Source organism: Mycobacterium sp. IDUB_39 (assembly GCF_055419205.1).
Window position 1 is genome coordinate 118,588 of sequence record NZ_JBVAXF010000009.1, and the last position, 24,566, is coordinate 143,153.

Here is a 24,566-nt window from a genome sequence, read left to right on the forward strand (position 1 = left end):
CATATGAATCAGACTGCACGCCTTTACTTTCAACGCCTTAGCGACCACGAAACCACCTCTACCTCAGAGGGTTTCGCGGATTGAGCGTTCCGGTCGGCCACTAGAGCCGACCTTCCGGAGCATGAATTGTCACGTGAATAACACGCCACACCAGCAACATTAATTGCTAATTTGGAGCAACTTGACGAATTGCCGAAAATTCACGACATAATTCGCAGTTTGCTGGAGTTTCAGAAGAGGTCAGCGGGCGTGTTCACGTTGGTCAGCGACCGCTGCTCGGGCATGACAACCCGCTGAGTGTCGGCGGTGCCGATGAGGGCGCGCATACTGCGCTCCCCCGTGGCGACCAGCTCGTCGGCGCGAGCGGCAAGAGAGGTGCGATAGACACCGGCCAGATAGTGGTCCCGGCCGTCCCACGGCAGGACCACCTCGGCGCGTAGCCGCAATGCGGGTCCAACGAGGTCGTCGATCAGCTCGACGGAGAGGTACGGCATGTCGACGGCGCAGACAAAGGCCAGGTCAAGACCGGCAGCGGCCGCCGCATGCAAACCGCGCGCTGTCGCCAGCAGCGGACCCACTCCGCGCACCTCGTCGCGCAGGATCTCGGCGTCGAGCGGCGGCAGCGCCTGGCCGGGCGCAGCGATGACGAACACGGGCGAACAGCGCGTCTTCAGCGTCGCGACGATGTGCTCGACCATCGTGATCTCACCATCTAGCCCCGCAAACGGCAGCGTGGCCTTGTCCCGGCCCATTCGCCGGGAAGCTCCGCCTGCCAGCACGATCGCGGCCAGCGGAGAGGTGACGTCAGTCGACAGTCCAGGTGTCTTTTCCACGGAGCAAGGATTGCAGAGCCGCCGTGTCATGGGGCTTGGAATCCATGGCAGAGCTGACCTGATCGCGCGCCATCTCGTCATACGTCGGTCGGCTCACCTGACGGAAGATGCCCATCACGGTGTGCTCGAGGTTCTGTTCGCTCAGTCGCGACAGCGCGAAGGCGTAGGCCGGGTCGTCGACCTCAGCGTTGTGCACGACGATATCCGCCGGGGCGACGTCAGCGGTCTTGGCGACCTCCAGCCCGTAACCGGACTTCACCACGCAGAACTCGCCCTCGGTGCCGAATGTGATCGGCTGACCGTGCGAGACGCTGATGAGGCGGTCCTGCGCGCCCTCTTTACGCAGGGCGTCGAACGAACCGTCGTTGAAGATCGGGCAGTCCTGCATGATCTCGACGAGCGCGGCACCACGGTGCGTGGCGGCGGCCCGCAACACCTCGGTCAGACCCTTGCGATCGGAGTCCAGCGCCCGGCCGACGAACGTCGCCTCGGCGCCCAGCGCCAGCGACACCGGGTTGAAAGGGTAGTCCAGCGAGCCCATCGGGGTCGACTTGGTGACCTTGCCGACCTCGGACGTGGGCGAGTACTGCCCCTTGGTCAGACCGTAGATCCGGTTGTTGAACAGCAGGATCGTGAGGTTGACGTTGCGGCGCAGCGCGTGGATCAGGTGGTTGCCACCGATGGACAGCGCATCGCCGTCGCCGGTGACGACCCACACCGACAGGTCCTCGCGAGCCAGCGCCAGGCCAGTGGCGATGGTCGGCGCACGACCGTGGATGGAGTGCAGACCGTAGGTCTCCAGGTAGTACGGGAACCGGCTCGAGCAGCCGATACCGCTGACGAAAACCATGTTCTCGCGGCGCAGGCCCAGCTCCGGCAGGAAGTTACGGATCGTGTTGAGGATGACGTAGTCACCGCAGCCGGGGCACCAGCGGACCTCCTGGTCACTGGTGAAGTCCTTGGCCTTCTGCGGCTCGTCGGTCCTGGGCACCGCGCTGGTCTTCGTCAGACCGGCAGGTGTAAGACCGAGGTCGGCCCCAATCACGTCCGTCATGCGTCTACTCCCACACCAGCGTCCACGGTGGCCGCTGCCAACCGTGCGAACTTGGTCTTGTCGGTTTCCTTCTCAGCAAGCGTTCCGTCCAGCGCGGCGTCGATGATGCCCTCGACCTCGTCGGCCAGGAACGCCATACCCTCCATCTTGGTCACCGACTGGACGTCTACCAGGAACTTCGCCCGCAGCAGCATGGCGAGCTGACCGAGGTTCATCTCCGGAGCCACGACCTTGGAGTACTTGGCCAGCACGTCGCCGAGATTCGCCGGGAACGGGTTGAGGTGCCGAACGTGGGCGTGCGCAACCTTGATGCCCTTGCGGCGTGCGCGGCGGCATGCCTCGCCGAGCGGACCGTATGAGCTACCCCACCCGATGAGCAACAGCTCTGCCTCGCCGCTGGGATCGTCGACCTCGAGGTCGGGCACGGTGATGCCATCGATCTTGGCCTGGCGCAGGCGTGTCATCAGGTCGTGGTTGGCGGGCTCGTAGGAGATGTTGCCCGAGCCGTTCGCCTTCTCGAGACCGCCGATGCGATGCTCGAGACCCGGTGTGCCGGGCACCGCGAACTGGCGGGCCAGCGTCTCGGGATCACGCGCGTAGGGCTCGAACGGCTCGCCGGCCTTCGCGAATGTGTGGTCGATCGCGTCGTAGCTCGTGACGTCGGGGATGCGCCACGGCTCGGAGCCGTTGGCGATCGCACCGTCGGACAGGATGATCACCGGCGTGCGGTAGGTCAGCGCGATGCGCGAGGCCTCCACCGCGATGTCGAAGCAGTCCGAGGGCGACTTCGGTGCCAGCACTGCGACCGGGGACTCGCCGTTGCGGCCGTAGAGCGCCTGCAACAGGTCGGACTGCTCGGTCTTGGTGGGCAGACCCGTCGAGGGTCCGCCGCGCTGCACGTCGACGACCAGCAGTGGCAGTTCCATCATGACGCCCAAGCCGATGGCCTCGGACTTCAGCGCCACACCGGGACCCGAGGTGCTGGTCACGCCCAGCGCGCCGCCGTAGGACGCGCCGAGGGCGGCACCGATGCCGGCGATCTCGTCCTCGGCCTGGAATGTCAGGACGTTGAAGTGCTTGTACTTCGACAGCTCATGCAGGATGTCGGAGGCAGGCGTGATCGGGTAGGTGCCGAGAATGACCTGGGTGTTCGCGAGCTGACCGGCGGTGACGATGCCGTACGCCATCGCGGTGTTACCCGAGATCTGGCGGTAGTCACCGGCGTTGAGCTTCGCGGGCGCCACCTCGTAGGTGACGGCGAACGCCTCGGTGGTCTCGCCGTAGTTCCACCCGGCCTTCAGGGCCAGCACGTTGGCCTCGGCGATCTCGGGCTTGCGGGCGAACTTCTCGCGGATGAACGCCTCGCTGTGCTCGAGCTCGCGGCCGTACATCCACGACAGCAGCCCGAGGGCGAACATGTTCTTGGCGCGCTGCCCGTCCTTCTTGGTGGCGCCGATGGCCTCGACCGCGCCGAGCGTCAGGGTGGTCATGGCGACCGCCTGCACGACGTAGTCGGACAGCTCGTCGCCCTCGAGTGGATTGGCCTCGTAGCCGACCTTGGCCAGGTTGCGCTTGGTGAACTCGTCGGAGTTCGCGATGATCAGGCCACCGCGGGGCAGATCGGCGACGTTGGCCTTGAGCGCAGCCGGGTTCATCGCGACCAGCACGTCGGGACGGTCTCCCGCGGTGAGGATGTCGTAGTCCGCGATCTGGATCTGGAACGACGACACACCGGGCAGCGTGCCCTGTGGTGCCCGGATCTCAGCGGGGTAGTTCGGCTGCGTCGCAAGGTCGTTGCCGAAAAGGGCGGCCTCGGAGGTGAACCGATCACCAGTCAGCTGCATGCCGTCACCGGAGTCACCAGCGAACCGGATGACGACCTTCTCGAGCTTTTGCCGCGGGGCAGTTCCGTTGCCGGTGCCGTCCAGACTCACGACGCCCTGCCTTTCACGCTTGGTGTGGGCTACGTCATTCCATGTCGCAATCGAGGCCGCTGCCGCGCGATGCGCCGCTGGTATGACGTCCACCCAGATTTTTCTGTCACTGGCAGTACCGATTATTGCACTGCTCTTAGTCTGACCTATACCGGACTCGCCGGTTACCCGCACGTAAAGGGCGGCGAACTTCGCAGGTCAGCCCTGTGAAGTCAAGTGCCACCGCATCGATTTGTGGCTTTCGTCACTTTTCGAGAATGGCATTCTCTAAGACTCGGTTACCGATCAGTAGGCACGTGCACGCGTGCTGGGCAGCCGCCCAGCAAAACGTCGCGACCTGCGACTACACGGGATCGGGCGAGCCGACGTGCAACCGCTTCTCGAGTTCGCGGGCAACCAGTTCACTCGCCAATTCGGCGGCCCGTGTCGGCTCGGCGCCCGCGGCCCGGTTTGCGACGTAACAGGCTGTGAACATGTCACCGGCGCCGGTGGTCTGCACATCCAGCACGCGCCATGCCGCGGGGACGCGGGAGACCGTGCCATCGACGTGGATGTCGCATCCCTCTGATCCGTACGTCACGACGATCTCGGGCACGCCCAACCGTTCGGCGACCGCGGCGTCAAATACCCCGTCGGCGACCACGACGGCTTCGTCTTCGGCGAGCTTGAGGATGTTGAGGTGGGTGAGAAGGTCGGCGGGAAAGTGGCGGTCCTCCACCAGGGGCCCCAACCGGTCGGCCCGCACCAGGCCCTGCCCGTCATAGGCGACGCGATGGCCCCGCTCGGACAGAAGCGCCAGCGTCTCGGCCGGGAAGTCGGTGCGCAGCAGCGGCGCGAGGTGCACCCATGTGGTGTCGGGATCTGCGGCCTCTATCTCGGCACGCCCCCACACCGGACCGATCGCGTCGACCGACATGCGGCGGTGGTCCACGTCGGCGTAGTCCAGGCGGAACCCGCTGGTGCGATCAGCCGGCAGGATCGTGACCATATCGCCGAACCGCTCCCGCAGCGGGTCGAACAGCGTGTGGTCCTGCTCGGCTCCCATCGCCACGATGCGGCCGCGTCCACCCGCCGCCTGCAGCGCCACGCCGGCGAACGACGCGCAGCCGCCCGGGCTCCTGGGGGCTCCGTTGATGACGTCGATCGCCAGGTTGCCCAGGACTGTCACGCCGTTGACGAGTTCTCTCGACACCGATGATCTCCTGGTCTACGTCGGCGCGTTCTGGCGCGCCGTGGGGCGAAATGCTATCGGGGTTCGTCGGATTTCAACCATTCAACGCTCAGGCTGGGAGGTTGTACGGCGTGATGACCTGGATCGGGGTCGGCCGAAACGGTTCAGCGGGCAGGGCACCGTGCTGCTGCAGAATCAGGCGCATCGCCAGTCGCGCGTCGGCGCGCAGATCGTTGTGCAGGACCACCGAGATCCGGCCGTCACGTAACAGGCGCCGATTGTCCGCGTCCAGGTCGTGGGCTACGAACACCCTGCACGCCCGGCCGAGCCTCTCGAACGCGGCCACCGTGGCGGTGTTGCCACCACCCGCGGAGTAGACCGCCTCGATATCGGGGTGACGCTCGAGCGCATCGAGCACCAGCGCTTCGTTGGTGGCGTCGATACCGTCGCTGTCGCTGACCTCGACGATGTGTCGCCCCGACCCGCGGAGCCCCGCCCGGAATCCCACCTCACGCTCACCCTCGCCCCGAAAGACCGTGCGGCTCAGCGTGATCAGCACGCCCGATGGATCGGATCCGAGCCACTGATCGACGAGGTACGCCGCGGTCACACCCGCGCCGTGGTTGTCGATGCCGACATAGCCGCACCGGGCGCTCGTCGGCACATCTGTGGTGTAGGTGACGACGGGCACCCCGGCGTCGACGAGGCGGTCGACGGCCTCGGCCACCTCAGGCTCGTCCTGCGCCTTGAGGATGACGCCGTGGCTGCCTCGAATCCGCGACAGCACGTCGACCATCTGCGTCGTCGACCCCGCCTCCCAGAGGTGGAATCTGGCCCGCACCATCGCAGGCGCGAAGGCGGGCAGTTCGGCCTCGATCGCGGCCCGGAAGGCGTCGGAGAACCGCTGTGGGGTCTGCATCACCACGTCGACCAGGTAGCGCCGGCCGTTGAGCCGCAGTTGCGCGCGTTGTTTGTCGAGGTCGGCGATGGCCTGCATAACCTCGGCGCGGGTGTTCTCGCGGACGCCGGCGCGATCATTGAGGACGCGATCGACCGTCGCCTCGCTCAGCCCCGACTGCTGAGCGATCTCGCGGACCTTGTACCGGTGCGGCACCTGCCCCCTCCTCACTTCCCCTGCGATTTCGGCGCGCTAACCATCGCTGAGCGCGTCTTTCCGCGCCGAAATCGCTCCACCAGGCGCGGTAGGTGATGTCTTTTTGATGGTTTTCTGGTGTTGATTGCGGCTCAGGTCACAACAAGACTAGCGGGCATGGCTGCACCGCTCACCACACCTCGACGGGCATGGATCGAGGAGTCCGACTGCGATATCGCGGCCTTCCACGCCGAGGTCTCCCGCGACACCGTCCGCGCCGACTACCCCCTCGCGACCGACATCCGTGCGGGCGTGCTCGTCTACGACGCCGAGACGGTCGCCAGCGCGGACCGACGCGCCCTGCAGGCCGAGCTGATCCGCGCGCTCGCCGACGGTCCTGGCGTGGTGGTGTTCGAGGACGCCTTCAACCACGACGTCGTGGACCGCGCCAGCGACGCCTTCACCGCGCTCATCGCCGAGCAGCGCGCTGACGGCGCGGCCGCGGGTGACCACTTCGGCAAGGCAGGCGCCAACGACCGGATCTGGAACGCCGCGCAGAAGCTCGCGCTGCACTCCCCCGATGTGTTCGCCGACTACTACGCCGCCGATGCCCTGGCGGTCGTGTCACAGGCCTGGCTCGGCCCGCGGTACCAGATGACCTCACAGGTCAATGTCGTCAATCCCGGTGGCGCCGCGCAGGTTCCGCACCGCGACTATCACCTCGGCTTCGTCGACGAGGATCAGCTCGCCGCCTATCCGGCGCACATGCACACGATGTCGGCGGTGCTCACCCTGCAGGGCGCGGTCGCACACTGCGATATGCCACTGGCCAGCGGACCGACCATGCTGCTGCCGCACTCGCAGCGATTCGCGGCCGGCTACATCGCCTTCTACCGACCCGAGTTCATCGAGTACTTCGCCGAACACCACGTGCAGGTGCCGCTACACAAGGGTGATGCGGTGTTCTTCAACCCCGCCCTCTATCACGGCGCGGGTAAGAACACGTCGGCTGACATCGCCCGGATGGCCAACCTGCTGCAGATCTCGTCACCGTTCGGGCGCGCCATGGAGTCCCTGGACCGCACCGAGATGGTCCACGCCGTCTACCCGGCGCTGCTGGCGATGAAGGCCGCAGGCCGGTCGGAACGGGATCTGGCCAACGTGGTCAACGCGACCGCCGAGGGCTATGCCTTCCCCACCAACCTCGATCGCGACCAGCCGATCGGCAGCCTGGCTCCCCCGAGTCAGGTCGACACCGTGCTGGCCGCCCTGGCCGACGGCATGTCCCCCACAGCACTGCACCTCGCGCTCGGCGAGCAGAACGAACGGAGAACCCCATGACCACCCTCGGAGTGATCGGACTGGGCCGCATCGGCGCCTTCCACACCGAAACCCTTTCCGGCCTGGACGGTCTCGACGGCCTGGTGATCACCGACGAGCGCACCGACATCGCCGCCGCCGTTGCCGCCAAGCACGGCGTCAAGGCCGTCGACACCGTGGAGGAACTGTTGTCCTCCGGGGTGGACGGCGTGGTCGTCGCCGCTGCGACACCCGCCCACGCGGCGCTGACGCTGGCCGCCGTCGAGCGCGGTATCCCGACGTTCTGCGAGAAGCCGATCGCCTCCACTGCTGCCGAGAGTGCCCGCATCGCCGAGGTGATCATCAAGTCGGGCGTGCCGGTCCAGGTCGGTTATCAGCGCAGGTTCGACGCGGCCTTCGCGGCGGCCAAGCGTGCGGTGGACGACGGATCGCTTGGCGTCCTACACACGGTGCGCAGCACCACGATGGACCCTGCTCCCCCGCCGATGGACTACATCAAGGGGTCCGGCGGCATCTTCCGCGACTGCGCCGTGCACGACTTCGACGTCCTCAACTGGATCACCGGGCAGCGCGCCGTCGAGGTGTACGCCACCGGAACGGTTCAGGGCGATCCGCTGTTCACCGAGTACGACGACGTCGACACCGCCGCCGTGGTGGTGAAGTTCGACGGCGGGGCCCTTGGCGTGGTGTCCAACGCCCGGTACAACGCCCGCGGGTATGACTGCCGCCTGGAGGTCCACGGCTTCGACGACAGCGTCGCAGCGGGTTGGGACCAGGGCGTGCCGCTACGGAACACCGACCCCGCGAACGACTTTCCCACCGGACCGTCGCACCATTTCTTCATGGACCGCTTCACCGAGGCCTTCCGGACCGAGTTGGCCGCGTTCGTCCGAGTCACGCAGGGTGAGGCGATCCCGGGCGCGACGGTCGCCGATGCCGTCGAGGTCGCCTGGCTCGCCGAAGCCGCCACCGAGTCGCTCCGCCGGGGTGCGCCGGTCACGATCGCGGAGGTCCGCAACGCATGAGCACGTCCATCAAGACCGGCGGGCAGGAGCGCAGCGACCGGGGAATCAAGATTGCGGGAGCGCCGATCTCGTGGGGCGTGTGCGAGGTACCCGGCTGGGGTTTTCAGCTGGATCCCGACCGGGTACTGGCCGAGATGCGCGGAGCGGGTTTGACCGCAACCGAACTTGGCCCGGAGGGCTTCCTGCCCTCGAACACCGACGACCTGAAATCAGTGCTGCGCGAGCACGACCTGGCGTGCGTGGGCGGCTTCGTGCCCGTCGTGCTGTTCAGCGAGGACCACGACCCGGCCGGTGATCTCGCCGGACCACTGGAGTCCCTGGTGGCAGCGGGTGCCGGAGTGGTCGTACTCGCCGCCGCGACGGGTGCCGAGGGCTACGACTCGCGCCCCGTGCTCGACGACGCCCAGTGGGCCACCCTGCTGACCAACCTGGATCGGTTGGCCACCATCGCATCCGAGCGTGGCCTACTGGCCGTGCTGCACCCACACGTCGGCACCATGGTCGAGACCCGCGCCGACGTCGATCGCGTGCTGGAGGGTTCGTCGATTCCGCTGTGTCTGGACACCGGTCATCTGCTGATCGGCGGCACCGACCCGCTGGAGTTGGCCAAGGCGGTGCCAGGCCGCGTCGCGCACACCCATCTCAAGGATGTCGACGCCGCACTGGCCGCCAAGGTGCAGTCCGGCGAACTGACGTACACAGAGGCGGTGAAGGCGGGTATGTACACCCCGCTCGGCACTGGTGACGTGGACATTGCGGGTATCGTCTCGGTGTTGCGGGACAACGGCTTCGACGGCTGGTTCGTGCTCGAGCAGGACACGATCCTCGACGGCGAACCCGACGGCGAGGGCCCGGTGGCCGACGTCGTGGCGAGCGTGGCCTACCTGCGATCCGTCACGTCGTGACGTTCGAGCGAGAAGGGAAGCGGGATCGCGCATGACGTTACGCATTGGAGTGCTCGGCGCGTCACGCATCGCCGAGTCGGCGATCGTCGGGCCCGCAGGAGAACTGGGCCACCGTCTGGTCGCCGTCGCCGCCAGAAACCGCTCCCGCGCCGAGTCGTTCGCCGAGAAGTACGGCGTCGAACGTGTCGTCGCGTCCTACCAGGACGTCATCGACGACGCGGACGTCGACGTCATCTACAACCCGCTGGCCAATTCGCTGCACGCACCGTGGAACCTGGCGGCAGTGCATGCGGGCAAACCGGTGCTGACCGAGAAGCCGTTCGCGCGCAACCGCGCCGAGGCGCAGCACGTCGCGGCGGCCGCCGATGCCGCCGGGGTCACGGTCATGGAGGGCTTCCACTACTACTTCCATCCCGTCACACAGCGGGCGCTGCAACTGGCAGGCGACGGAACACTCGGCGAACTCAACCGAGTCGAGGTCCGGATGGGAATGCCCGCACCGCAACCCGGGGACCCACGCTGGTCGCTGGAACTTGCGGGTGGAGCGCTGATGGACCTCGGCTGCTACGGCCTGCACATCATGCGTCGCTTCGGTGCGCCGTCAGTCGTGCGAGCCGAAGCCGGTCAGCGCACACCCGGGATCGACGAGTGGTGCGATGTCGAGGTCGCGTTCCCCTCCGGCGCCACCGGACTGTCGACCAACACCATGGTCGCCGACGAGTACTCGTTCACGTTGCGGGTGATCGGAACCCGCGGAGAAGCGTTGGTGCACAACTTCATCAAGCCGCACGAAGATGACCGAATCACCATCAGCACGTCGGCCGGCACCACCGTCGAACATCACGGCAGGCGCGCCTCCTACACCTACCAGCTGGAGGCCTTTGCCGCGCACGTCCGTGACGGTGCCCCGATGCCGCTCAACAACACCGACGCCGTGGCCAACATGGCCCTCATCGATGACGCCTACCGTGCGGCGGGCTTGGAGCCGCGCTAGGTTTCGGCGGATCGGGGCGCCCGCTAGGCGAATCGTTCGGCGAGCGCCCGCAGGGTCGACTCGATACCGTCGGCGTTCTTGCGCTGATAGCCGAGGAGTTCGATGACGAAGGGCAGTTTCGCCGTCGAGTAGTCGAATGTCTCGGTGACTTTCGTCGTGCGCGGGCTGACCTCGGCCAGTTCCCAACGCCAGCGGTGCCCCAGCGGATGCTGCCACTCGACGACGTGGTTCTCCTCGACCGCGGTGACCTTGGACTTGATCTTGTAGGGCAGCCCGTACTGCGACATGCCGACGGTGAACTCGTCACCCTCGCCGAGTTTGTGCGGACCCTCGACGTCGATGTCACGCACGGTTCCCGAGCCGTCGATCTCCGGGTGACGATGGGGATCGACGACCAGGGCGAAGATATCGGCCACCGGAGCCGCGACCTGCACGCTGCGGCTGACACGGCGCGGACCGGCGTCCTCTGTCTTGATCGATATCGGGATGTCTGGACTCATGGGTCCGGCATACCCGAAGGCCCCGCCGACCAATCAGTCGGCGGGGCCCTCGGAGAGAATCGGGTACTACTTGGCGCCGCGTAGTTCGTGCGATAGCGCCTCCAGCTCGTCACCACCGGCCATCTGCTGGGTCAGGTGTTCCAGGGTGATCTCGTCGAACGTGCAGTCCAGCTTCTGTTTGCCCCGATTGAGGAGCACGAAGTGGTCGCCCACCATATGCGCGTGATGCGGATTGTGTGTGATGAACACGACGCCGAACCCCGCCTCCTTGGCGGCGGTGATGTACTTGAGCACCACACCGGACTGCTTGACGCCCAACGCGGCCGTCGGCTCGTCCAGGATCAGCACCCGCGCCCCGAAGAACACCGCTCGGGCGATCGCGACGCACTGGCGTTGACCACCTGACAGCGAGCCGATCGGCACGTCGACGTCGGGCAGTTCGATGCCCATCTTCGCGAGCTCGGTCAGCGTGGTGGCCCGCATCGCGTTGGCGTCCAACGAGAACGGGAACGTCGTCCTACGAAGCTCCTGGCCGAGGAAGAAGTTGCGCCACACCGGCATCAGCGGAACCACGGCCAGGTTCTGGTACACCGTCGCTATGCCCTTGGCTAGCGCGTCGGCGGGTGAGCCGAACGTCATCGACTCACCGTCCACGAGCAGTTCCCCCTCGGTCTGCTGATGCAGTCCCGAGATGATCTTGATCAGGGTGGACTTGCCAGCGCCGTTGTCGCCCAGGATGCCGGTCACCTGGCCGGCGTGCACCCGCAGACAGATGTCCTTGAGTGCGGTGATGTTGCCGTACGACTTGCCGACATTGCACAACTCCACGAGTGGCACCTTGCCGCCCGATGGAGCGTCGTGCTCGGGACGTTCAACTGTTGTGGTCACGGGTCACCTCTTCGCTGCGTAGTTACGGAAGGCGTTGTTGGCGACCACCGCGAACAGCAGCATCGCGCCCAGGAAGAACTTGAACCAGTCGGGGTCCCAACCGGCGTACACGATGCCCTGGTTGGTCATACCGAAGATGAACGCACCGATGGCAGCACCTATCGCGGTGCCGTACCCGCCGGTCAGAAGGCAGCCACCGATGACCGCGGCGATGATGTAGAAGAACTCGTTGCCGATGCCCTGACCGGACTGCACGGTGTTGAACGCGAACAGCAGATGCATGCCCACGAACCACGCGCAGAATCCGACGAACATGAACAGCCCGATCTTGACCTTGGTCACGGGAACACCGACCGCGCGAGCGCTTTCTGCGTCGCCGCCGACGGCGAAGATCCAGTTGCCGATCTTGGTTTTGAACAGGACGTAAGTCGCGATTGCGGTGAAGACGAGCCACCACACGACCGTGATGCGGATGCTGACACCGAAGACCGTGAACGACGAGGCGAACACCGCGCGCGCCGAGTCCCAGCCCTGCATGTCGTTGACGCTCTGCGTGGCCACCTGGCCGGCCACCAGTTTGGTGACCGCGAGGTTGATGCCAGCCAGCATGAAGAACGAACTCAGCGTGATGAGGAAGCTTGGGATCTTGGTCTTCATCACCAGGTAACCGTTGAGGAAGCCGACGGCCAGCGCGAGAATCAGCGCCAAACCCGCACCCGCCCAGAGGTTCAGATGGAGGTTGTAGGCCAGCATCGACGCCGCCAGCGAACTGAATGTCACTGCGACGCCTGCCGACAGGTCGAACTCGCCGCCGATCATCAATACCGCGACACCGCAGGCCATGATGCCGATTGTGGAGCTGGCGTACAGCACGGTGGCCAGTGACGAGGCCTCCCGGAACGGCGCCGCCACGATGAAGAAGAAGATGAAGATGCCGATGGCGCCGATGCCCGCCCCCATCTCGGGGCGAATCAGCGTGCGCTGCAGTCGGTTGCGTTCCTTCACCCGTTCGTCGCGGACGACCTTGTGGTCAGCGACGTCCAGGTCTGCTTGAGTGGACATGTCTGCTCTCCGTCGTCTCTATCGAGTTCCGGCCTTGGCCAGTTCGGCTACGGCGTCGATGTTGGAGCCGTCGATGAAGGACGGTCCGGTCAAGGTGGGCTGGCCACCACCGATCAGGTTCTTGTTGTTCTTGAAAAGCCATAGTCCGTCGATAGCGAGGTAGCCCTGCAGGAAGGGCTGCTGGTCCACCGCCCACTGCACCTGGCCGCCCTTGATGGCGTCGACGAGTGCGGCGTTGGTGTCGAAGGTGACGATCTTGGTCGAACTGCCCGCGTTGCTCGCCGATTGAACGGCGGTCAGTGCGATCGGAGCCCCAAGGGCCACGACGTGGTCGATCGAGCGATCCTGCTGCAGCTTGGCGGTGATCGTCGCCTCAACCGACGGCATGTCCTTGCTGTTCACGTTGAGGATCTCGGTCTTGCCCTTGAAACCCTGCGCGACACCGGCGCAACGTGATTCGAGCGCGACCTGGCCCTGCTCCTGGATGACGCAGATGACGTTCTGAGCGCCGTCCTTGGTAAGCCGCTCGCCGGCTGCGACGCCGGCCAGCTTCTCGTCCTGGCCGAAGTACTCCTGCACGCCCATCTGCTTGAAGTTGTCGAAGCCGGAGTTGAAGGCCACCACCGGGATGCCCTTGTCGATGGCGGCCTTGATCGCAGGTGCCATCGCGTCTGGCTTGGCGAGCGTGACGGCGATGCCGTCGACCCCGCTGTCGATGGCGCTCTGCACCAGGTTCGCCTGGTTGGGCGCCTCCGGATCGTTGGAGTACCGCAGCTCGATGTTGTCCTTCTTGGCAGCCGTCTCGGCGCCCTTGCGGATGAGGTCCCAGAACGAGTCGCCTGGCACCTCGTGGGTGATCATCGCGACGGTCATCCGCGGGGTGTCGACGGTGCCTCCGCCCATGCCATTACCCGAGGACGCGGGCTTACCACCGGTCGATGAACACGACACGATCCCGAGCACGATAACGCCCGCTCCAGCAATCGCCGCGAGCCGCCTGAACGCCATTGTTTGTCTCCTTGTCTCGACTTCGCCGGCCGCGTCTTCGGACCCGATGGGACCGTGCGCTGCGACACGCCTCGGTCCTGATGTAATACGGCTCACACCAGAATGTCAATACTTTGTTAGGACATTCGGACTGCAGGTCAAATGTTAGGGTCCGTTGATCCAGGTCAGATCGAGATGGGTGACAAGCGATGACTGAACTCCAACTGGCGGTGTGCTCCGAGATGGTGTTCACCGACCTGCCGATCCTCGATCGCGTGAAGCGGATCGACGAACTGGGCTTCGCCGTCGAGATCTGGAGCTGGCACGACAAGGACCTGCAGGCACTCGCGCGCACCGGGGCCACGTTCTCGTCGATGACCGGCTATCTGCACGGCGACCTCGTCGACCGCGACGGTGCCGAAGAAGTCGTCCGCACCGCCGAACTGAGCATCAAAGCCGCTGAGAACCTTGGTGTTCCGAGGCTGAACCTGCACACCGCCGAACTCGTCGACGGTCAGGCAGCCCGGCCGCGCTACCGCACCACCGGCGACATGTGGCTGACAGCGGCGCGAGCACTCGAGCGCCTCGGCGACCTCGGCGCCGCAGCGGACGTGACGTTCTGCGTCGAGAACCTGAACACGATCGTCGACCACCCCGGTGTCCCACTGGCACGCGCGAAGGACACGCTGGCACTCGTCGAGGCGGTCGCGCATCCGAACGTGAAGATGATGCTCGACCTGTACCACGCACAGATCGGCGAGGGGAACCTCGTCGAGCTTGTCCGCCGGTGCGGCGGTGCCATCGGCGAGATCCAGGTCGCCGACGTCCCCGGCCGCTGCGAGCCAAGCACCGGGGAGATCCACTACCCCGCCATCGCGAAGGCATTGCGCGAGATCGGGTTCAGCGGAACCGTCGGCCTCGAGGCCTGGGCGTCCGGCCAAAGCACCGTGGCGTTGGAGCGGTTCCGTCAGGCGTTCAGCTGACGCCCCGCCGCCGTCATCGGTCGACGAGCGTGGTCTCGAAGTAGTACCGCGACGCCCGGTAGCAATGGCTGCCGTACTCGACGGCCTTGCCGGAGTCGTCGAACGCCGTGCGGCTCATCGTGAGGAGCGGAGCCCCCGCCTTCTCGTTGAGCAGCCGCGCCTCCGACCGGCTTGCGGGCCTGGCACCGATCCGCTGGCGCGCCAACCGGATGTGCACGCCACGCGTACGAAGCGCCTGGTACAGGCCGCTCGCCTCGAGTTCCTCGGCGTCCGGCGCGAGGTCGGCGGGCAGGTAGTTCGTCATCACCGCGAGCGGCTCGCCGTTCGCGCACCGCAGCCGCTGAATCATCACGACCTCGGCGTCGGCAGCGAGGTTCAGCTCCGTCGCGACCTCCTCATCGACCACCATCCGCTTGTACTCGAGAAGCTCGGTCGTGGGCGTCTGCCCGGCACGCGTGAGATCGTCGAAGAGGCTGGTCAGTTCCACCCGGCGGTGCACCGGGCTCTGGACGACCTGGGTCCCGACGCCCCGCTTACGCACCAGGAGGCCCTTGTCGACCAGTTCCTGGATCGCACGTCGGGTGGTGGGCCGGGACAGCGTCAGGCGCTTCGCCAGTGCGAGTTCGTTCTCGAAGCGATCGCCCGGCGCCAGGTCTCCGTCGCGGATCGCGGCTTCGATCGCCTGGGCGAGCTGATAGTAGAGAGGAACCGGGCTGGACCTGTCGAGTTCAACCGCTACGGGCACGCCTACTCCGATCTCGGGCTACTGACGAGAAACAGTAGCCGGATGCTATCACCGGCATGATTGAAAGTCCGAATGTCAGGACAAACTATTGACACGGCGGAGTGACGCGGGGCACAGTCATAGACGAGCCCAGTCCACCACCGTCCGGGGAGATGAATTGACAAGCACCGAACCGTTCGACGTCCTCGCCATCGGGCGTTGCGGCGTCGACATCTACCCCCTCCAAACCGGTGTCGGCCTCGAGCACGTGGAGACGTTCGGCAAGTTTCTCGGCGGCAGTGCGGCGAATGTCGCCGTCGCTGCAGCACGTTTGGGGAACCGCACCGCTCTGATCTCCGGTGTCGGCGCCGACCCGTTCGGGCGGTTCGTGCGTGCCGAACTCGCCGACCTCGGCGTCGACAACCGGTACGTGACGGTGCACGGCGAGTACCCCACGCCAGTCACATTCTGCGAGATCTTCCCGCCCGATGACTTCCCGCTGTACTTCTACCGGAAGCCCTCGGCGCCCGACCTTCAGATCCGGCCTGACGAGATCGACGTCGACGCGGTGCGCGGTGCCCGACTGTTCTGGTCGACGGTCACCGGGCTGTCCGAAGAACCCAGCCGCAGCGCACACTTCGCGGCGTGGGCGGAGCGCGCCCGCGCTCCGCTGACCGTCCTCGATCTGGACTACCGACAGATGTTCTGGGAGTCGCCGGCCGCAGCCACCGAGCAGGTGCAGCGCGCACTAGGGCACGTCACGGTCGCGGTGGGCAACCGGGAGGAGTGCGAGATCGCCGTCGGCGAGTCCACCCCCCACAAGGCCGCCGACGCGCTGCTAGACCTCGGCGTGGAACTGGCCATCGTCAAACAGGGACCGCGCGGGGTGCTGGGCAGGACTCGGCACAGCTCGGTCACCGTCCCACCCAACGACGTGGACGTCGTCAACGGGCTTGGGGCCGGGGATTCCTTCGGCGGCAGCCTGATCCACGGCCTACTGCACGGCTGGCCACTGGAGAAGACGCTGCGCTACGCCAACGCCGCCGGCGCGATCGTCGCGTCTCGCCTCGAGTGCTCGACGGCCATGCCGCGGGCCGATGAGGTCGCCGCGCTCGCCGAACAGACCGCAGTGGGAGCCGTCAATGTCTAGGCAGAGCACGGTCTGCACCGACTACGCCGCCGTCACCGACCTCCGCGCCGGAGACCCGGGCGCGGTCGCCAGGGCCTGGCAGGCCCGCACCACCAGGCCCACGGTGCGTGGCGACGGCCGCCTCATGATCGTCGCCGCCGACCATCCTGCACGCGGCGCCCTGGCCGTCGGTTCCCGGCCGACGGCGATGAACAGCCGCGTCGATCTGCTGGACCGGTTGCGCACAGCGCTTACCGATCCCGGCGTCGACGGCGTGCTGGCCACCTCCGACATCCTCGACGACCTCCTTCTACTCGGGGCCCTGGAGGACAAGGTCGTGTTCTCGTCGTTCAACCGCGGCGGTCTGGCCGGCGCGTCGTTCGAACTCGATGACCGCATGACGGCGGCCACCGCCGCGTCCACGGCGGCGGCCAACATGAACGGCGGGAAGATGTTGTGCCGCATTGATCTCGACGACCCGGGCACGGTGGCGACGATGGCCGCGTGCGCACGAGCCATCGACGAACTGGCAGCACACGAACTGATCGCCATGCTCGAACCGTTCATGTCGAGCCGCATCGAGGGCAAGGTCCGCAACGACCTCTCCCCCGACGCCGTCATCAAGTCGATCCACATCAGCCAGGGCCTGGGGTCGACGTCGGCGTACACGTGGATGAAGCTGCCAGTCGTCGACGAGATGGACCGTGTCATGGAGGCCACCACCCTGCCGACGCTGCTACTCGGTGGTGATCCCGCCGATCCCGATGAGGCATTCGCCAGCTGGGAGAAGGCGCTCGAACTGCCCTCGGTGCGCGGCCTGATCGTCGGTCGCACACTGCTTTACCCACCCGATGACGACATCGCATCCGCCGTCTCCACCGCCGTGTCGATGGTGAGGTGAGAGGTGCATAGCAAGCTCTACATCCCCGCCAACAGCGCGACTGCTCCGTACACCGTGGATGTCACCCCGGAGTCAGCGGGCTGGACGGAGTCGAGCCTCCTGGTGGCGGAACTGGCTGCAGGTCAATCCATCTCGTTGACAACTGGCGACACCGAGGTGATGATCTTGCCGCTGGCGGGCGGTGGCACCGTCGAATGTGGCGGCGATACGTTCGAGTTGACGCCCAGGGCCTCGGTGTTCGACGGCCCGTCCGACATGGTGTACCTCGGCATCGATCAGTCCTACGTGATCACCGGTGAGGGCCGCTTCGCGATATGTGGTGCCCGGGCCAAGCGGTCGTTCCCGAACCGGCGCGTCGCGGCCGCCGACGTCGCGGTCGAACTGCGGGGCGCAGGCAACTGCAGCCGCCAGGTGCACAACTTCGGCACCGCGGGCGTCTTCGAGGCCGACTCGCTGATCGCCTGCGAGGTCATCACACCGGGCGGCAACTGGTCGAGTTACCCCGCGCACAAGCACGATGAGAACACCGCCACTGAAAGCGAACTCGAGGAGATCTACTACTTCGAGATCGCGGCCGGTCCGGATGGTTCCCGCGGCTTCGGCTACCACCGCGTGTATGGCACCCCGGACCGTCCGATCGAGGTCCTCGAGGAGGTCCGCACCGGCGACGTCGTCCTGGTGCCGCACGGCTATCACGGTCCGTCGGTGGCCGCGCCGGGCTATCACATGTACTACCTCAACGTCATGGCCGGACCGGGCGCCGAACGCGCCTGGAAGATCGTCGACGACCCGGAGCACACCTGGCTCCGCGGCACCTGGGACGACCAGGCCGTCGACCCCCGCCTGCCCCTCCACGACCCAAGAGGAGCGTAAACGTGGTCTCCACCGCACCCAAGCGAGCCGAGAAGACGCCCGACGCCGAGCCGACCATCCGACTCACGGTGGCGCAGGCCACCATTCGGTTCCTCGGAAACCAGTACGTCGAACGCGACGGCGAGCGCAGCAAGTTCTTCGCCGGCTGCTTCGGAATCTTCGGCCACGGCAACGTGGCGGGTCTGGGCCAGGCGCTGCTCGAGGACGAGGTTGCCGCCGCCGAGACGGGCACTGCGCCGCTGCTTCCGTACGTTCTTGGCCGCAACGAGCAGGCCATGGTGCACAGCGCCGTCGCCTACGCGCGTCAGAGGGACCGCCTGCAGACCTGGGCGGTGTCCGCCAGCGTCGGCCCTGGGTCCACCAACATGCTGACCGGCGCCGCGTTGGCGACCATCAATCGGCTGCCCGTGCTGCTGCTGCCCGCCGACACGTTCGCCACTCGGGTCAGTTCACCCGTGCTGCAGGAGCTGGAACTGCCGGCTAGCGGTGACGTCACGGTCAACGACGCATTCAAACCGCTGTCGCGCTACTTCGATCGGGTGTGGCGCCCGGAGCAGCTGCCCGCCGCGCTGCTCGGCGCGATGCGTGTGCTCACCGATCCCGTCGAGACGGGCGCGGCGACCGTGGCCATCCCGCAGGACGTCCAGGCTGAGGCACACGACTGGCCGGAATCCCTGTTCGCCGAACGCACCTGGCATATCGCCCGGCCGCTGCCGGAGCGTTCGGTGATCGCACGCGCCGCCGAGGTGATCCGGTCGGCCCGCACACCGCTGATCGTCGCCGGTGGCGGGGTCGTCTACTCCGGTGCCACCGAGGCCCTCGCCGCGTTCTGCGAGAGGACCGGCATCCCCGTCGGAATGAGCCAGGCCGGCAAGGGCGCACTGTCCTACGACCATCCGCAGTGTGTGGGAGCCGTCGGATCCACAGGCACCACCGCGGCCAACGCGCTGGCCACCGAGGCCGACGTGGTGATCGGCATCGGCACCCGCTACAGCGATTTCACGTCCGCGTCGCGCACCGCGTTCAACAACCCCGACGTCAGGTTCGTCAACATCAACGTGGCGTCGCTGGACTCGGTCAAGCAGGGCGGCATCAGCGTCGTCTCCGACGCCCGGGAGGCCATCGAGGCACTCGAGGCGGCGCTCGGAGATTTCTCGGTCAGCGATGACTACCGGTCGCGCACCGCCGCGCTGGCCCAGGAGTGGGACGACACCGTATCCGAGGCGTACGCGATCAACGACGGCCAGCGGGGCGCGGCACTCAACCAGAACCAGGTGATCGGCCTGGCGAACACCTTGAGCGATCCCCGCGACGTCGTCGTCTGCGCCGCCGGCTCCATGCCCGGCGATCTGCACAAGCTGTGGCGGACAAGGGATCCCAAGGGCTACCACGTCGAGTACGGATACTCGTGCATGGGCTACGAGATCGCGGGCGGCCTGGGTGTCCGGATGGCCGACGACACCCGCGATGTCTTCGTCATGGTCGGCGACGGGTCCTATCTGATGATGGCCACGGAGTTGGTGACCGCCGTGCAGGAGGGCATCAAGGTCATCGTCGTGCTGGTGCAGAACCACGGCTTCGCGTCCATCGGGTCACTGTCGGAGGCGTTGGGGTCACAGCGCTTCGGTACGTCCTACCGCTACCGCAGCGACGACGGCCGCCTCGACGGTGACAAGCTCCCCGTCGATCTCGCCGCCAACGCCGCCAGTCTGGGCGCCGACGTCATCAAGGTCGCCACGGCATCCGAGTTCGGCGATGCCGTCAAGGTGGCCAAGGCCAGCGATCGCACCACCGTGATTCACGTCGAGACCGATCCGATGATCCCCGCACCCGACAGCGAGTCCTGGTGGGACGTTCCGGTCAGCGAGGTGTCGGCACTCGACTCCACCCGGGCCGCTTATGCGACCTACTCGGACTGGAAGAAGATCCAGCGCCCCCTCATCCGCCCCTCCGACAGCTGAAAAGGCAAGCACTTGAGCAACATCCTGGTCGGCTCCGCCCCCGACTCCTGGGGTGTCTGGTTTCCCGACGACCCGCAGCAGACCCCGTACACCCGATTCCTCGACGAGGTCGCGGCGTCGGGCTACGAGTGGATCGAACTCGGCCCCTTCGGTTACCTGCCGACCGACCCCGCGAAACTCTCCGATGAACTCGCCAAGCGCAACCTGAGGCTCTCGGCGGGCACGGTCTTCGAGCACCTGCATCAAGACGATTCGTGGGGTGCCGTGTGGTCCCAGATCGAGGATGTCGCGAAGCTGACGGCGGCAGTTGGCGGCAAGCACGTCGTCGTGATCCCCGAGATGTGGCGCGACCCGGCCACGGGTGCGGTGCTCGAGGACCGCAACCTCACGCCCGCACAGTGGCGCAAGAAGACCGAGGGCATGAACGAACTCGGCAGGGCCATGTTCGAGAAGTACGGCGTGCGCGCGCAATACCATCCGCACGCCGACAGCCACGTCGACACCGAGGAGAACGTGTACCGCTTCCTCGACGGCACCGACGGCGAGTTCGTCAACCTGTGCCTGGACACCGGGCACATCAGCTACTGCGGTGGTGACAACATCGCCATCATCCGCCGGGCACCCGAACGCATCGGCTACCTGCACCTCAAGCAGGTCGATCCCGAGGTACGCGCCAAGGTCGAGGCCGAGGACCTGCCGTTCGGCGAGGCCGTCAAGCTCGGCGCGATGATCGAGCCTCCGCTGGGCATTCCGGAGATGCCGCCGCTGCTGGCCGAGATCGAGAGGCTCGGCATCGACGTGTTCGCGATCGTCGAGCAGGACATGTATCCGTGTGAGGTCGACGCCCCACTGCCGATCGCCAAACGCACCCGGTCCTACCTCGGGTCGTGCGGCGTGTCATCCGTTCGCTTCAACTGACTCAGGAGAACTCAGAAGCCATGTCCGACTTGCGTGTAGCCGTCCTCGGAGTGGGCGTCATGGGTGCCGATCACGTCGCCCGGTTGAGCACCAGGATCTCCGGCGCCCGGGTGTCGGTCGTCAATGACTACGTCACCGAGAAGGCCGAGCAGCTCGCCGCCACGATCGAGGGCTGTCGTACCGTCGTCGACCCGCTCGACGCGATCGCCGATCCGGACGTCGACGCCGTCGTGCTCGCCACCCCGGGTCCCACCCACGAGAAGCAATTGCTCGCGTGCCTCGAGCACGGCAAGCCCGTGCTGTGTGAGAAGCCGCTCACCACCGATGTCGCCACGTCGTTGGAGGTCGTCAAGCGCGAGGCCGAACTCGGCACACGACTGATTCAGGTCGGCTTCATGCGCCGATTCGACCACGAGTACGCCCAACTCAAGGCGCTGCTCGACTCGGGCGACCTGGGCCGCGCGCTCGTCCTGCACTGCGCGCACCGCAACCCCGCAGTGCCACCGAGCTTCGACAGCGCGATGGTGGTCCGCGACTCCCTCGTCCACGAGGTCGACGTCACCCGCTTCCTCTTCGACGAGGAGATCGCCTCCATTCAGATCGTGAAGCCCGCCGCCAATCCTGGTGCGCCCGAGGGGCTCGCCGATCCGCAGATCGCGATCCTGCGGACCGCGTCGGGCAGGCACGTCGACGTCGAACTGTTCGTCACCACCGGTGTCGCCTACGAGGTGCGCACCGAGGTCGTGGCCGAGAAGGGCAGCGCGATGATCGGCCTGGACGTCGGGCTGATGCGCACGGGCGCGCCTGGAACCCGGGGCGGGCAGATCACGCCGGGCTTTCGGGAGCGGTTCGGTCAGGCCTACGACACCGAGTTCCAGCGCTGGGTCGACGCCGTCCGCAGTGGAGTCAACGTCGACGGGCCCACCGCGTGGGACGGTTACGCCGCCGCGGCGGTGTGCGAGGCGGGCGTGGAGTCCCTGACCAGCGGCCTGCCCGTCGAGGTCACAATGGTCGACCGCGCATCGATCACCGGAGCGTGACGTGAAGATCGCGTTGGATCCCACGCCGTTCCACCACGACTACGAGCTGCTCGAATTCCCCCGTGTGGTGGCCGAACTCGGCTACGAGTACCTGCAGCTGACCCCGCACCGCGACTTCATCCCGTTCTTCAACCACCCGCGGGCAGACGATCACCTGGTGTCGAAGTTCCGCAAGGCCTGCGCTGATGCCGGTGTCGGTATCGCGTCGGTGCTGCCGGTGTTGCGCTGGTCGGGCCCCGACGAGGACGCGCGAGAGGCCGCGGTGCGCAACTGGAAGCGAGTCGTCCAGATCACCGTCGACCTCGGCGTCAACGTCATCAACACGGAGTTCTCCGGCCGTCCCGAGAAGGCCGAGGAGTCCGAGCGTGCATTCTTCCGGTCCATGGAGGAACTGGTGCCCATCTTCGAGCGCGAGGGCATCGACGTTCGCATCGATCCCCACCCGGATGACTTCGTCGAGGACGGGCTGGAGGCGGTGCGGATCATCCGCGGCGTCAACTCGCCTAACATCGGCATGGTGTACGTCGCGTGCCACACATTCCATATGGGCGCCAACATGATCGACATCATGCAGGCCGCGGGCGACAAGCTGCGCCTGGTGCACGTCGCGGACACCATGGACCACCACCGCAGCCACGGCCTGCGCTACATCACCAATCCCCCGGGCAACGCGGTGCGGGTGCATCAGCACCTCAAGATCGGCGACGGTGACGTCGATTGGGACGAGTTCTTCGGCGGCCTGGCCGAGATCGGTTTCTACGACCGGCCCGACACGGTGATGGTGTCATCGGTGTTCGCCGAGGACGAGTCCGCCGCGGAGGTCTCGCGCTACCAACTCAAGACCATGAGCGAGTACGTCACCAAGTACGGAAGATGACCCCGGCAAGCCGCGAGACTGCAGTCAGATCGTGATTCTCGACGAATCCACGATCTGACCGCAGTCTCGACGACCAGGTCGGGTTGGTGGGCGGTGTCAGCTCTCACCGAGAGAGCGGTGCAGTGCCTTCTTGGCGTCGGTGATCGCGTCCAGGATCTTGGTCCGGTTCTCGACCAGCGCGGCCTTCTGCTCGTCGGTGCCGCCGATGACGATAGAGCGAGCCAGCTCACCGAATTCGCGCAGCCCCTTGTGGATCTTGATGACATCGATGAACTTGGATGCCTTCCCGAGGAATGCGTGCACGGTCTCGCTGCTGACGCCACGCCATGCGAGCAGGTTCTTGCCGAACTCGGTCAGGGTTGCGGTGCCGTTGTCGACGGTCACCACACCGCGGCCGGCGAGTACGCCGATGGCAAGCTCGGCGATATCCTGCGGCGGCGTGATGGCGCCCTCGGTCGCGTCGCTGACACGTTGCACGATCTGCGCGGCATCAGCCGGGCCGTCAAGCAGCAGGGCGCCAGTCACAAACGCCGCACGCTTGAGACCCCACGGCCCCTTTCCGCTCGGGCCACCGGGGCCGCCAAAGCCCTTTCCGCCGAAACCGCCGAAACCACCGAAGCCGGGGCCGCCACCAAATCCGGGGCCACCGAACCCGAAGCCGCCACCGCCGGGTCCGCCAAATCCGGGACCGCCGAAGTCCGGTCCGCCGAAGCCAGGTCCGCCGAAGCCAGGTCCGCCTGAGAATCCACCAAAAGACATGTCGTTGTTTCCTTTCCGAGGTGACAGCTGCGACTTGCATCCGCCCAACTACCTATCAACCTCCTTGATACGGACGCCCACAACGGGTGTCAAGGAGCTTGATAGTGGGCCGCAAAAGTCGACGTCATCCGCCTGAGTGCGCACAGCCGGCTCATAGCATCTGTCAGCATGAGTGCCATGGAACAAGCCGACGAACAGCCGTTGGGCTATCTCATGTATCGCGTGATGTCGGCACTGCGACCCCGGGCCATCGCCGAGCTGGCCCCCCTCGGGCTGAGCATGCCGGAGTTCGTCTGCTTGCGCGTTCTCTCCGTGCAGCCCGGACTCACAAGCGCCGAGCTGGCCCGCGACAACCAGGTCTCGGCGCAGGCCATGAACCAGGTGCTGAAGGCGCTCGAGGACCGTGGTGCGGTCACGCGTCCGGCATCAATTCCCGCAGGCAGGCCGTTGCCGGCCGAGCTGACTCGCGAGGGCAAAGCACTGCTCAGACGCGGCGAAGCGGCCATCCACGCCGTGGACGAGAGCGTCCTGTCCAATCTGACTGCCGACGAACAACACCAGCTCAAGCGGCTGCTCTACAAGGCAGGCAGCCGCGCCACCGACGACACCACCGGACCGAGCGTCCCCTAGCTCAG

24 protein-coding genes are annotated in these 24,566 nt (G+C 66.4%); 13 read left to right on the forward strand and 11 right to left on the reverse strand.

The window, feature by feature from the left end:
- Positions 1-230: 230 nt before the first annotated feature.
- The 5 genes from mobA to ACZY0X_RS27755 all read right to left on the reverse strand — a co-directional run bounded on the left by mobA (position 231) and on the right by ACZY0X_RS27755 (position 6,106).
- Complete coding sequence (mobA, locus tag ACZY0X_RS27735; RefSeq protein WP_463774987.1) at positions 231-833, reverse strand: molybdenum cofactor guanylyltransferase; 603 nt, start codon at positions 831-833, stop codon at positions 231-233.
- Positions 805-1,887 carry a 2-oxoacid:ferredoxin oxidoreductase subunit beta gene (locus ACZY0X_RS27740; protein WP_463774988.1) on the reverse strand — a complete coding sequence of 361 codons (1,083 nt, stop codon included), beginning with the start codon at positions 1,885-1,887 and terminating at the stop codon, positions 805-807. The genes mobA and ACZY0X_RS27740 overlap by 29 nt, the downstream gene beginning before the upstream one ends.
- Complete coding sequence (locus ACZY0X_RS27745) at positions 1,884-3,821, reverse strand: 2-oxoacid:acceptor oxidoreductase subunit alpha (RefSeq protein ID WP_463775071.1); 1,938 nt, start codon at positions 3,819-3,821, stop codon at positions 1,884-1,886. The genes ACZY0X_RS27740 and ACZY0X_RS27745 overlap by 4 nt, the downstream gene beginning before the upstream one ends.
- A 343-nt stretch (positions 3,822-4,164) precedes the next feature.
- Positions 4,165-5,013, reverse strand: a complete 849-nt coding sequence (locus ACZY0X_RS27750) for a PfkB family carbohydrate kinase (protein ID WP_463774989.1) — start codon at positions 5,011-5,013, stop codon at positions 4,165-4,167.
- Between the two features lie 88 nt (positions 5,014-5,101).
- Complete coding sequence (locus tag ACZY0X_RS27755; RefSeq protein WP_463774990.1) at positions 5,102-6,106, reverse strand: LacI family DNA-binding transcriptional regulator; 1,005 nt, start codon at positions 6,104-6,106, stop codon at positions 5,102-5,104.
- 156 nt (positions 6,107-6,262) lie between these two features.
- Between ACZY0X_RS27755 and ACZY0X_RS27760 the strand changes: the two genes are divergently transcribed.
- From ACZY0X_RS27760 to ACZY0X_RS27775, 4 genes are read left to right on the forward strand one after another with little or no spacing between them, the layout of a single operon-like run.
- Positions 6,263-7,426, forward strand: a complete 1,164-nt coding sequence (locus tag ACZY0X_RS27760) for a phytanoyl-CoA dioxygenase family protein (protein ID WP_463774991.1) — start codon at positions 6,263-6,265, stop codon at positions 7,424-7,426.
- On the forward strand, positions 7,423-8,430 hold the full coding sequence (locus ACZY0X_RS27765; RefSeq protein WP_463774993.1) for a Gfo/Idh/MocA family protein: 1,008 nt from the start codon (positions 7,423-7,425) through the stop codon (positions 8,428-8,430). The genes ACZY0X_RS27760 and ACZY0X_RS27765 overlap by 4 nt, the downstream gene beginning before the upstream one ends.
- A complete protein-coding gene (locus tag ACZY0X_RS27770; protein WP_463774994.1) occupies positions 8,427-9,335 on the forward strand; it encodes a sugar phosphate isomerase/epimerase family protein in 909 nt (302 codons plus the stop codon). The genes ACZY0X_RS27765 and ACZY0X_RS27770 overlap by 4 nt, the downstream gene beginning before the upstream one ends.
- Before the next feature lie 31 nt (positions 9,336-9,366).
- Entirely contained in the window at positions 9,367-10,329 is a 963-nt protein-coding gene (locus ACZY0X_RS27775; RefSeq protein WP_463774995.1) for a Gfo/Idh/MocA family protein, read from the forward strand.
- Positions 10,330-10,352: 23 nt separating this feature from the next.
- Here the strand turns inward: ACZY0X_RS27775 and ACZY0X_RS27780 are convergent, their stop codons facing one another.
- The 4 genes from ACZY0X_RS27780 to ACZY0X_RS27795 all read right to left on the reverse strand — a co-directional run bounded on the left by ACZY0X_RS27780 (position 10,353) and on the right by ACZY0X_RS27795 (position 13,787).
- The gene (locus tag ACZY0X_RS27780; protein WP_463774997.1) at positions 10,353-10,829 is read right to left on the reverse strand and encodes an SRPBCC family protein; all 477 of its coding nucleotides are present in this window, start codon (positions 10,827-10,829) and stop codon (positions 10,353-10,355) included.
- Positions 10,830-10,895: 66 nt separating this feature from the next.
- Complete coding sequence (locus ACZY0X_RS27785) at positions 10,896-11,717, reverse strand: ATP-binding cassette domain-containing protein (RefSeq protein WP_463774998.1); 822 nt, start codon at positions 11,715-11,717, stop codon at positions 10,896-10,898.
- A 3-nt stretch (positions 11,718-11,720) separates the two neighbouring features.
- Positions 11,721-12,779: an ABC transporter permease gene (locus ACZY0X_RS27790; protein WP_463774999.1), complete on the reverse strand. Its 1,059-nt coding sequence runs from the start codon at positions 12,777-12,779 to the stop codon at positions 11,721-11,723.
- 18 nt (positions 12,780-12,797) lie between these two features.
- Positions 12,798-13,787 carry a substrate-binding domain-containing protein gene (locus tag ACZY0X_RS27795; protein WP_463775000.1) on the reverse strand — a complete coding sequence of 330 codons (990 nt, stop codon included), beginning with the start codon at positions 13,785-13,787 and terminating at the stop codon, positions 12,798-12,800.
- A gap of 188 nt (positions 13,788-13,975) precedes the next feature.
- On the opposite strand from ACZY0X_RS27795, the gene ACZY0X_RS27800 reads away from it, so the two are divergent.
- Positions 13,976-14,749, forward strand: coding sequence for a TIM barrel protein (locus tag ACZY0X_RS27800; protein ID WP_463775002.1), 774 nt, complete (start codon positions 13,976-13,978; stop codon positions 14,747-14,749).
- 13 nt (positions 14,750-14,762) lie between these two features.
- On the opposite strand, the gene ACZY0X_RS27805 is transcribed toward ACZY0X_RS27800, so the two are convergent.
- Positions 14,763-15,494, reverse strand: coding sequence for a GntR family transcriptional regulator (locus ACZY0X_RS27805; protein WP_463775003.1), 732 nt, complete (start codon positions 15,492-15,494; stop codon positions 14,763-14,765).
- A 157-nt stretch (positions 15,495-15,651) separates the two neighbouring features.
- On the opposite strand from ACZY0X_RS27805, the gene iolC reads away from it, so the two are divergent.
- Genes iolC through ACZY0X_RS27840 form a run of 7 tightly spaced genes read left to right on the forward strand, consistent with a single transcriptional unit; the run spans position 15,652 to position 23,172 of the window.
- On the forward strand, positions 15,652-16,623 hold the full coding sequence (gene iolC / locus ACZY0X_RS27810; protein WP_463775005.1) for a 5-dehydro-2-deoxygluconokinase: 972 nt from the start codon (positions 15,652-15,654) through the stop codon (positions 16,621-16,623).
- Positions 16,616-17,503, forward strand: a complete 888-nt coding sequence (locus tag ACZY0X_RS27815) for a Cgl0159 family (beta/alpha)8-fold protein (RefSeq protein WP_463775006.1) — start codon at positions 16,616-16,618, stop codon at positions 17,501-17,503. Before iolC ends, ACZY0X_RS27815 begins: the two co-directional genes overlap by 8 nt.
- Positions 17,504-17,506: 3 nt before the next feature.
- Positions 17,507-18,376, forward strand: a complete 870-nt coding sequence (gene iolB / locus ACZY0X_RS27820) for a 5-deoxy-glucuronate isomerase (protein ID WP_463775008.1) — start codon at positions 17,507-17,509, stop codon at positions 18,374-18,376.
- Between the two features lie 2 nt (positions 18,377-18,378).
- A complete protein-coding gene (gene iolD, locus ACZY0X_RS27825) occupies positions 18,379-20,337 on the forward strand; it encodes a 3D-(3,5/4)-trihydroxycyclohexane-1,2-dione acylhydrolase (decyclizing) (protein ID WP_463775009.1) in 1,959 nt (652 codons plus the stop codon).
- A gap of 12 nt (positions 20,338-20,349) precedes the next feature.
- Positions 20,350-21,255 carry a sugar phosphate isomerase/epimerase family protein gene (locus ACZY0X_RS27830; RefSeq protein WP_463775010.1) on the forward strand — a complete coding sequence of 302 codons (906 nt, stop codon included), beginning with the start codon at positions 20,350-20,352 and terminating at the stop codon, positions 21,253-21,255.
- Between the two features lie 20 nt (positions 21,256-21,275).
- Complete coding sequence (locus tag ACZY0X_RS27835; protein ID WP_463775011.1) at positions 21,276-22,295, forward strand: Gfo/Idh/MocA family protein; 1,020 nt, start codon at positions 21,276-21,278, stop codon at positions 22,293-22,295.
- Between the two features lies 1 nt (position 22,296).
- Positions 22,297-23,172: a sugar phosphate isomerase/epimerase family protein gene (locus ACZY0X_RS27840; protein ID WP_463775012.1), complete on the forward strand. Its 876-nt coding sequence runs from the start codon at positions 22,297-22,299 to the stop codon at positions 23,170-23,172.
- Between the two features lie 96 nt (positions 23,173-23,268).
- On the opposite strand, the gene ACZY0X_RS27845 is transcribed toward ACZY0X_RS27840, so the two are convergent.
- The gene (locus tag ACZY0X_RS27845) at positions 23,269-23,931 is read right to left on the reverse strand and encodes a hypothetical protein (protein WP_463775013.1); all 663 of its coding nucleotides are present in this window, start codon (positions 23,929-23,931) and stop codon (positions 23,269-23,271) included.
- 177 nt (positions 23,932-24,108) lie between these two features.
- Between ACZY0X_RS27845 and ACZY0X_RS27850 the strand changes: the two genes are divergently transcribed.
- The gene (locus tag ACZY0X_RS27850; RefSeq protein WP_463775072.1) at positions 24,109-24,561 is read left to right on the forward strand and encodes a MarR family winged helix-turn-helix transcriptional regulator; all 453 of its coding nucleotides are present in this window, start codon (positions 24,109-24,111) and stop codon (positions 24,559-24,561) included.
- Positions 24,562-24,566 lie beyond the last annotated feature (5 nt).

Coding starts and splice junctions, on each gene's coding strand:
- ACZY0X_RS27800 (WP_463775002.1), top strand. CDS start 13,976: ATGACTGAACTCCAACTGGCGGTGTGCTCCGAGATGGTGTTCACCGAC.
- ACZY0X_RS27845 (WP_463775013.1), bottom strand. CDS start 23,931: ATGTCTTTTGGTGGATTCTCAGGCGGACCTGGCTTCGGCGGACCTGGC.
- ACZY0X_RS27740 (WP_463774988.1), bottom strand. CDS start 1,887: ATGACGGACGTGATTGGGGCCGACCTCGGTCTTACACCTGCCGGTCTG.
- ACZY0X_RS27790 (WP_463774999.1), bottom strand. CDS start 12,779: ATGTCCACTCAAGCAGACCTGGACGTCGCTGACCACAAGGTCGTCCGC.
- ACZY0X_RS27780 (WP_463774997.1), bottom strand. CDS start 10,829: ATGAGTCCAGACATCCCGATATCGATCAAGACAGAGGACGCCGGTCCG.
- ACZY0X_RS27765 (WP_463774993.1), top strand. CDS start 7,423: ATGACCACCCTCGGAGTGATCGGACTGGGCCGCATCGGCGCCTTCCAC.
- ACZY0X_RS27850 (WP_463775072.1), top strand. CDS start 24,109: ATGGAACAAGCCGACGAACAGCCGTTGGGCTATCTCATGTATCGCGTG.
- ACZY0X_RS27760 (WP_463774991.1), top strand. CDS start 6,263: ATGGCTGCACCGCTCACCACACCTCGACGGGCATGGATCGAGGAGTCC.
- ACZY0X_RS27770 (WP_463774994.1), top strand. CDS start 8,427: ATGAGCACGTCCATCAAGACCGGCGGGCAGGAGCGCAGCGACCGGGGA.
- ACZY0X_RS27795 (WP_463775000.1), bottom strand. CDS start 13,787: ATGGCGTTCAGGCGGCTCGCGGCGATTGCTGGAGCGGGCGTTATCGTG.
- ACZY0X_RS27775 (WP_463774995.1), top strand. CDS start 9,367: ATGACGTTACGCATTGGAGTGCTCGGCGCGTCACGCATCGCCGAGTCG.
- ACZY0X_RS27835 (WP_463775011.1), top strand. CDS start 21,276: ATGTCCGACTTGCGTGTAGCCGTCCTCGGAGTGGGCGTCATGGGTGCC.
- ACZY0X_RS27815 (WP_463775006.1), top strand. CDS start 16,616: ATGTCTAGGCAGAGCACGGTCTGCACCGACTACGCCGCCGTCACCGAC.